Annotated in this window: 4 protein-coding genes; 1 reads left to right on the top strand and 3 read right to left on the bottom strand. The window is 71.5% G+C overall.

Going from position 1 to position 6,250, the window contains the following annotated elements:
* Positions 1-1,769: type I polyketide synthase (locus JS521_RS32945; RefSeq protein WP_205086564.1), on the bottom strand; the 1,769-nt coding region annotated here is incomplete at its 3' end.
* A gap of 197 nt (positions 1,770-1,966) precedes the next feature.
* Positions 1,967-3,211 (bottom strand): cytochrome P450, encoded by a 1,245-nt coding sequence (locus tag JS521_RS32940; protein ID WP_205086563.1) that lies wholly within the window; start codon positions 3,209-3,211, stop codon positions 1,967-1,969.
* A gap of 561 nt (positions 3,212-3,772) precedes the next feature.
* On the opposite strand from JS521_RS32940, the gene JS521_RS32935 reads away from it, so the two are divergent.
* Complete coding sequence (locus tag JS521_RS32935; RefSeq protein WP_205086562.1) at positions 3,773-4,969, top strand: cytochrome P450; 1,197 nt, start codon at positions 3,773-3,775, stop codon at positions 4,967-4,969.
* A gap of 85 nt (positions 4,970-5,054) precedes the next feature.
* Here the strand turns inward: JS521_RS32935 and JS521_RS32930 are convergent, their stop codons facing one another.
* Positions 5,055-6,164, bottom strand: coding sequence for a DegT/DnrJ/EryC1/StrS family aminotransferase (locus JS521_RS32930; RefSeq protein WP_205086565.1), 1,110 nt, complete (start codon positions 6,162-6,164; stop codon positions 5,055-5,057).
* Positions 6,165-6,250: the final 86 nt, after the last annotated feature.

Below are 6,250 nucleotides of genomic sequence, written 5' to 3'. Positions count from 1 at the left end.
GCATCCGCGAACACCGGGAACGCTTCATACAGCTCGCGGCCCATCCCCGGCCGCTGCGACCCCTGACCCGAGAACAGCAGTGCGAGGGAGCCGGGGTGGGCCTTGTCGGACACCACCGAGGGTGTGTCCTCGCCCTCGGCCAGTGCCCGCAGCCCGGCCAGGAGCTGTTCCTGGCTGTCTCCGAGGACCACCGCCCGGTGTTCCAGTGCCGCACGGCCCGTCGCCAGCGAGTGGCTCACATCGGCCGGGTGTGCCTGGGCGGCCACGGGCAGCAGCAGCCCGGCCTGGCGGCGCAGCGCACCGGCGGAGCGGCCGGAGACCGGCCACGCCAGCAGTCCGGTCTCATCGCCCGTCACGGTCCCGGTGGCCGCCTGGCCGGTATCCGTGCCGGGTGCCTCCTCGATGATGATGTGGCCGTTGGTGCCGCTCACGCCGAACGACGACACACCGGCCCGGCGCGGCCGCTGCCCCCGGGACCAGGGGCGGCCCTCGGTCAGGAGTTCCACCGCGCCCGCGGACCAGTCCACCTGGGTGGAGGGCTCGTCCGCGTGCAGGGTCGGGGGCAGCTGCTCGTGGCGCAGGGCCTGCACCATCTTGATGACGCCGGCGACGCCCGCCGCGGCCTGTGCGTGCCCGATGTTGGACTTGACCGAGCCGAGGAGCAGGGGGCGTCCCTCCGGGCGGTCCTGGCCGTAGGCGGCGAGCAGTGCCTGCGCCTCGATCGGGTCGCCCAGCCTCGTGCCGGTGCCGTGCGCCTCGACCACGTCCACGTCGGACGCGGAGAGGCGGGCGTCGGCGAGCGCCTGGAGGATGACGCGTTGCTGGGAGGGGCCGTTGGGTGCGGTGAGGCCGTTGGAGGCGCCGTCCTGGTTGACCGCGCTGCCGCGTATGACGGCGAGGACCTCGTGGCCGTTGCGCACGGCGTCGGAGAGCCGCTCGACGAGCAGGACGCCGACGCCCTCGGACCAGCCGGTGCCGTCGGCGTTTGCCGAGAAGGATTTGCAGCGGCCGTCGGCGGCCAGTCCGCGCTGTCTGGTGAACTCGGTGAAGACGCCGGGTGTGGCCATGACGGTGACGCCGCCGGCGAGTGCGAGAGTGCTCTCGCCGCTGCGCAGCGACCGGCAGGCCAGGTGCAGGGCGACCAGCGACGACGAGCACGCCGTGTCCAGGGTCACCGCGGGCCCTTCCAGGCCGAGGGTGTAGGCGACCCGGCCGGAGATCACGGCGGTCGCGCCACCGGTCAGCTGGTGTCCCACGGAGCTCGGTTCGTTCGCCAGCAGCCGTAGGTAGCCCTGGTCGTTGCCGCCGGCGAAGACCCCGGTGCGGGTGCCGCGGACCGACTGGGGGTCGATGCCGGCGTCCTCGAAGGCTTCCCAGGCCGCCCGGAGCAGCAGCCGCTGCTGGGGGTCCATCGCCAGTGCCTCGCGCGGCGAGATGCCGAAGAAGCCGGCGTCGAACTCGGTCGCGTCGTGGACGAATCCGCCGTGGCGTGCGGAGCTGTGTCCCTCGGTGTCCGGGTCGCCGTCGAAGAGCCGGCCCAGGTCCCAGCCCCGGTCCTGGGGGAAGTGGGAGATCGCGTCCTGTTCCCCTGCCACCAGCCGCCACAGGTCATCGGGCGTGTGGACGTCGCCCGGGTAGCGGCAGCTCATGCCGATGATCGCGATCGGCTCCTGGTCGGCGGCCTCCCGGTCACGCAGCTTCTGCTTCGTCCTGCGCAGATCGATCGTGACCAGCTTGAGGTAGTCCCGGAGCGTCTCGTCCTCTGCCATCTGCCAGTGCCTCCCAGGCTTCCCGCCCGGCCACGGTCCACCCGGGGCCGCCGTGCCGCGGGTGCCGTGTCCCAGCACATCCGCACATCCGCGTCCGCACGCTATGGACGCCTCGCGAAGGCGGACAACCCCTATGGGGTGAGGACGCCGCCCCTTATCTCCGGTGACCGGGCCGTGGCCCGGTCACCTGCCGGTTCTCAGCGCAGGCTGACGGGGAACTGGAGCATTCCGCGGACGATGAAGGAGCCGCGTCTGCGCACCGGTCCGGCCCGGCGGATCCCGGGGAGCCGGGCGGCGAGGGCGGCCAGCGCGGTCTCCGCTTCCATGCGGGCCAGCGCGGCGCCGAGGCAGAAGTGGATGCCCGCGGAGAAGGCCAGGTTCTCCGGTCCCGGGTTCCGGGTGATGTCGAACCTTCCGGGGTCGGGATAGACCTCCGGATCCCGGTTGGCGCCGCCCGCGCAGATCGCCACCTCCTCGCCCGCGGCGATCGTTTCGCCTTCCAGTTGGAGGTCGGTGTGCGCGATCCGGCGGTACTGCTGCACGGAGGGGTCGTAGCGCAGGGTTTCGCGTACGGCGGCGGGGGCCAGTGACGGGTCGGCGGCCAGCATGTCCCACTGCCCGGGGTGTTCGAGGAGTGCCAGGAGCCCGTTGCCGATGAGGTTGACGGTGGTCTCGGTACCGGCCAGCGGCAGGAACATGCACAGCGGGACCATCTCGTCCATGGTCATCCGGCCGTCCTCGACCGCCGGGAGCAGATCGCTGATCAAGTCCTCGCGCGGGTCGGCCCGCCGTTCGGCGATGATCTCCTGGAACAGCACCGTCATCTCCGCGATGGCCGCCACCACGCCCCGCGCGGCCGGGGCGGTGGCCACGCCGTCGAGCAGGTAGGCCATGCGGCGGCTGAGCCGGAAGAACAGCTGACGGTGGTGGGGCGGGATGCCGACCAGGTCGCCGATCACCCGCAGCGGGAGCTGCTGGGCGAAGGCCCGCATGAAGTTGACCTGGCCGCGCCCCGCCAGCATTTCGTCGATGAGTTCGTCGGTGAACCGTTCGACGTGCGGCTGCCAGTGGGCGAGCCGGCGCGGGTTCAGCGAGGGGGTGGCGAGCTTGCGCAGCCGTGTGTGGTCGGGCGGGTCCAGTCCGAGCATCGAGTTGTCGAACGGCATGAACTCGGGGGGTTTCTCGCCTTGGGGGGTACGGACGCCGAAGCGCCGGTCCCTCAGGATCTGGTTGGCGAGGCGGTGGCTGGTGGTCGTCCAGACACCGACCGCGCTGCGGTGGAGCGTGCCACGCTCGCGGACCTGCTCGTAGAGCGGGTAGGGATCGTCCGGTACCAGCAGGATCGAGGCGTACGGGTCGCCGTCCGCGGCCGCGGTGCGCAGGGCCTCCTGTACGACGGTCGCCTGGTAGTGGGCCCTGCGCTCCGCCTCAAGCTCCGACATGCCCTCACCCCCCGCGTCGGGCAGTCCCTCTGCACCGGCCGTCACCCTACGAGAGAGCGCCCCCCTAGCCTCAACCCCTAACCGGTGCGCGCGGCGGGGGGTGTGGCGGGCGGAGGGCGGCGGGCTGTCGTCGCGGGCCGGGTCCGCTCTTCCTGTGCCGCGGCGGCCGGTTGTCGCCGTCCGGCCCGGCTGCTGGGCGGCGGGTGCTGCGAGCCGTACGGGGTGCGCCCCCGGGTGCCCGGTGAGCGTCAGGCGGTTCCCGCGCGGCGGGTCAGGCGGACACCGGGCGTCAGCTCCCTTGCGCGGCGCTGTGGTGGTATCCGGCCGGGTTGTCCTGCGGGACCGGGCGCCGGGACTCGGCCGGCAAGTTAGGGGTTCTCTGTGTCTCGGCGGCCCCCATAGCCTGTGGGGCAGACACCGGCTGTGCGAGAGGGGGGCTGTGTGACGGCTCCGGAGCCGGTGTCCGTGTACGCGTCGGCCGGGGTCTTTGGCCGGAGAGGCGGCCACGCGGATCTCCCGCCCCGCAGGCACGGCAACCACCGACGTAGAGGGATGGACGGCATGAGCGTTCTCTACGACCCGAACGATCCCGCCCTTGCCGCCGACAGGTTCGCCTACTACAAGCGGCTGCGCGAGACGGATCCGGTGCACGAGGTCGCACCGGGTTACTGGCTGCTCACCCGGTACGACGACGTGGAGGCGCTGCTGCGCTCCCCGCACTCCTCCAGCGCGTTCCCCAAGGACCCGGGCTGGGCGATGAGCCGGGGCGGGCCGACCTGTCCGGCCATGCGCAGCGTCAGCAAGTGGCTGCTGCTGCAGGACGGGACGGAGCACCGCCGGCTGCGCAAGCTGATCGCGCGGGTGTTCACGCCGCGCTACATCGACCGTCTGCGGCCGCGTATCGGGGAGATCGTCGATGATCTGCTCGACAGCATGGGTGAGGGCGAGGTCGACCTGATCCGGGACCTGGCGCTGCCGATGCCTGTCACGGTGGTCGGGGAGCTGCTGGGGATTCCCGTCGAGGACCGGGCGCGGTGCCGTGACTGGACCGACAAGGTGGGTTACATCCTGGATCCCGATGTGACGCCCCGCAGGCGTATCGCCATGAACAAGGCGGAGCCGGAGTTCCGCGCGTACCTGCTGGACCTGATGGCCTCCCGGCGCGACGCGGACCCGGACAACGACCTGCTGTCGGTGCTGATGACGGCGGAGGGCAACGAGCAGCTCACCGAGGAGGAGGTTGTCGCCAACATCCTGCTCATCTTCAACGCGGGTCACGAGACGACGGTCAACCTGATCGGCAACGGCATGCTGGCGCTGCTGCAGCAGCCCGAGGCGCTGGAGGCGCTTCGGGCGGACCCGGGGCTGATGACGACGGCGGTGGATGAGCTGTCCCGGTTCGATCCGCCGGTGACCCTGTCCAGCCGGATCGCGACCGCGGAGATGGAGTTCGGCGGCAAGGTCATTGCGCCGGGTTCCCATGTGATCGGTTTCCTGGATGCCGCGGGCCGGGATCCGGAACGCTATCGCGACCCCGACCGGCTGGATCTGGGCCGCACCGAGCCGAAGACGCTGGCGTTCAGCGCCGGCCCGCACTTCTGCCTGGGCGCGGTGCTGGGGCGTCTGGAGGCGGCCACCGTGTTCTCGAAGCTGCTGGAGCGGTATTCGAAGATCGAGCTGCTCCGCGAGGACCTGCCGGTGAACAAGCACTTCAACCTGCACGGGCTGCTGGAGCTTCCCCTGCGGCTCTCCCGCTGAGGGCCCGCGTCCGCTGTGCGCCCGTACCCGGGCCGGGGTGCGGGCGCGCAGCGCTGTCCGGTTCGTACCGGCGGTGCCTTGGGGATCAGAGGGTGCGCAGCGCTTCCCGCAGGGCCGCGATCACCTTGTCCTGCTGCTCCTCGCGGAGCGAGGGGTACATCGGCAGGGAGAAGATCTCGTCCGCCAGCGCCTCGGTGACCGGCAGTGAGCCCTTGGCCTGCTCCAGGTGGGCGAACCCGTCCATGGTGTGCACCGGCCGGCGGTAGCTGACGCTGAGGTGGATGCCCTGGGGCCGGAGGGCCTCGATGATCGCGTCGCGGCGGGGGTGCCGTGCCACGTAGAGGTAGTAGACGTGGTCGTTGCCGGGTGTGACCGCGGGCAGGACCAGGTCGGTGTCGGCCAGCGCCTCGGCGTAGCGGGCCGCGATCCGGCGGCGGGCCTCGATGTAGCCGTCGAGGCGCCGCAGCTTGCGGCGCAGGATCTCGGCGTGCACCTCGTCGAGGCGGGCGTTGTGGGCAGGGGTCTGGATGACGTGGCGTTGCTGCTCCATGCCGTAGTAGCGGAGTCTGCGCAGCGCGGCGTCGGTGTCGGCGTCGTCGGTGACCACCGCTCCTGCGTCGCCGTAGGCGCCGAGGACTTTCGTCGGGTAGAAGGAGAAGGCCGCGGCTCTGCCGGTGGTGCCGGCCGGCCGGCCGTTCTGCCGGGCGCCGTGCGACTGGGCGCAGTCCTCGAGGATCACCAGGTCGTGGCGGGCGGCGAGTTCTTCCAGGGCGGGGAGGTCGGCGCACTGGCCGTAGAGGTGGACGGGCAGCAGGCAGCGGGTGCGTGGCGTGATCGCGGCCTCGGCCTGGGCGATGTCCATCAGGTAGTCGTTCTCGCGGACGTCGACGAGGACGGGGGTGGCTCCGGCCTGGTCGATGGCGATGACGGTGGGTGCGGCGGTGTTGGAAACCGTGATCACTTCGTCGCCCGGTCCCACGCCCAGGGCGCGCAGTGCGAGAACGAGGGCGTTGGTGCCGTTGTCGACGCCGACGCAGTGCGCCGTCCCGAGGTAGGCGGCGAACTCCTCCTCGAAGCCGCTGACGGAGGGTCCGAGTATCAGCTGTCCGGAACGGAACACCTGGTCGACAGCGTCGAGGATGTCCTCGCGCTCCGCCTCGTACTCGGCGAGGTAGTCCCATACGCGCGTGGTCATGACCGTGTCTCTTCCTTCCGGGCCGGCCGGGCGGTCCGCCTCGGCCTGGGCGATGTCCATCAGGTAGTCGTTCTCGCGGACGTCGA

Source organism: Streptomyces durocortorensis, assembly GCF_016901035.1.
GTDB classification, from domain to species: Bacteria; Actinomycetota; Actinomycetes; order Streptomycetales; family Streptomycetaceae; genus Streptomyces; species Streptomyces durocortorensis.
The sequence above is the reverse complement of the archived record's forward strand: the minus strand, read 5'-3'. Positions and strand labels throughout refer to the sequence as shown.

What these genes read in the sequence shown, in the direction of transcription:
- JS521_RS32940 (WP_205086563.1), bottom strand. Translation starts at nt 3,211, where the DNA reads ATGTCGGAGCTTGAGGCGGAGCGCAGGGCCCACTACCAGGCGACCGTC.
- JS521_RS32935 (WP_205086562.1), top strand. Translation starts at nt 3,773, where the DNA reads ATGAGCGTTCTCTACGACCCGAACGATCCCGCCCTTGCCGCCGACAGG.
- JS521_RS32930 (WP_205086565.1), bottom strand. Translation starts at nt 6,164, where the DNA reads ATGACCACGCGCGTATGGGACTACCTCGCCGAGTACGAGGCGGAGCGC.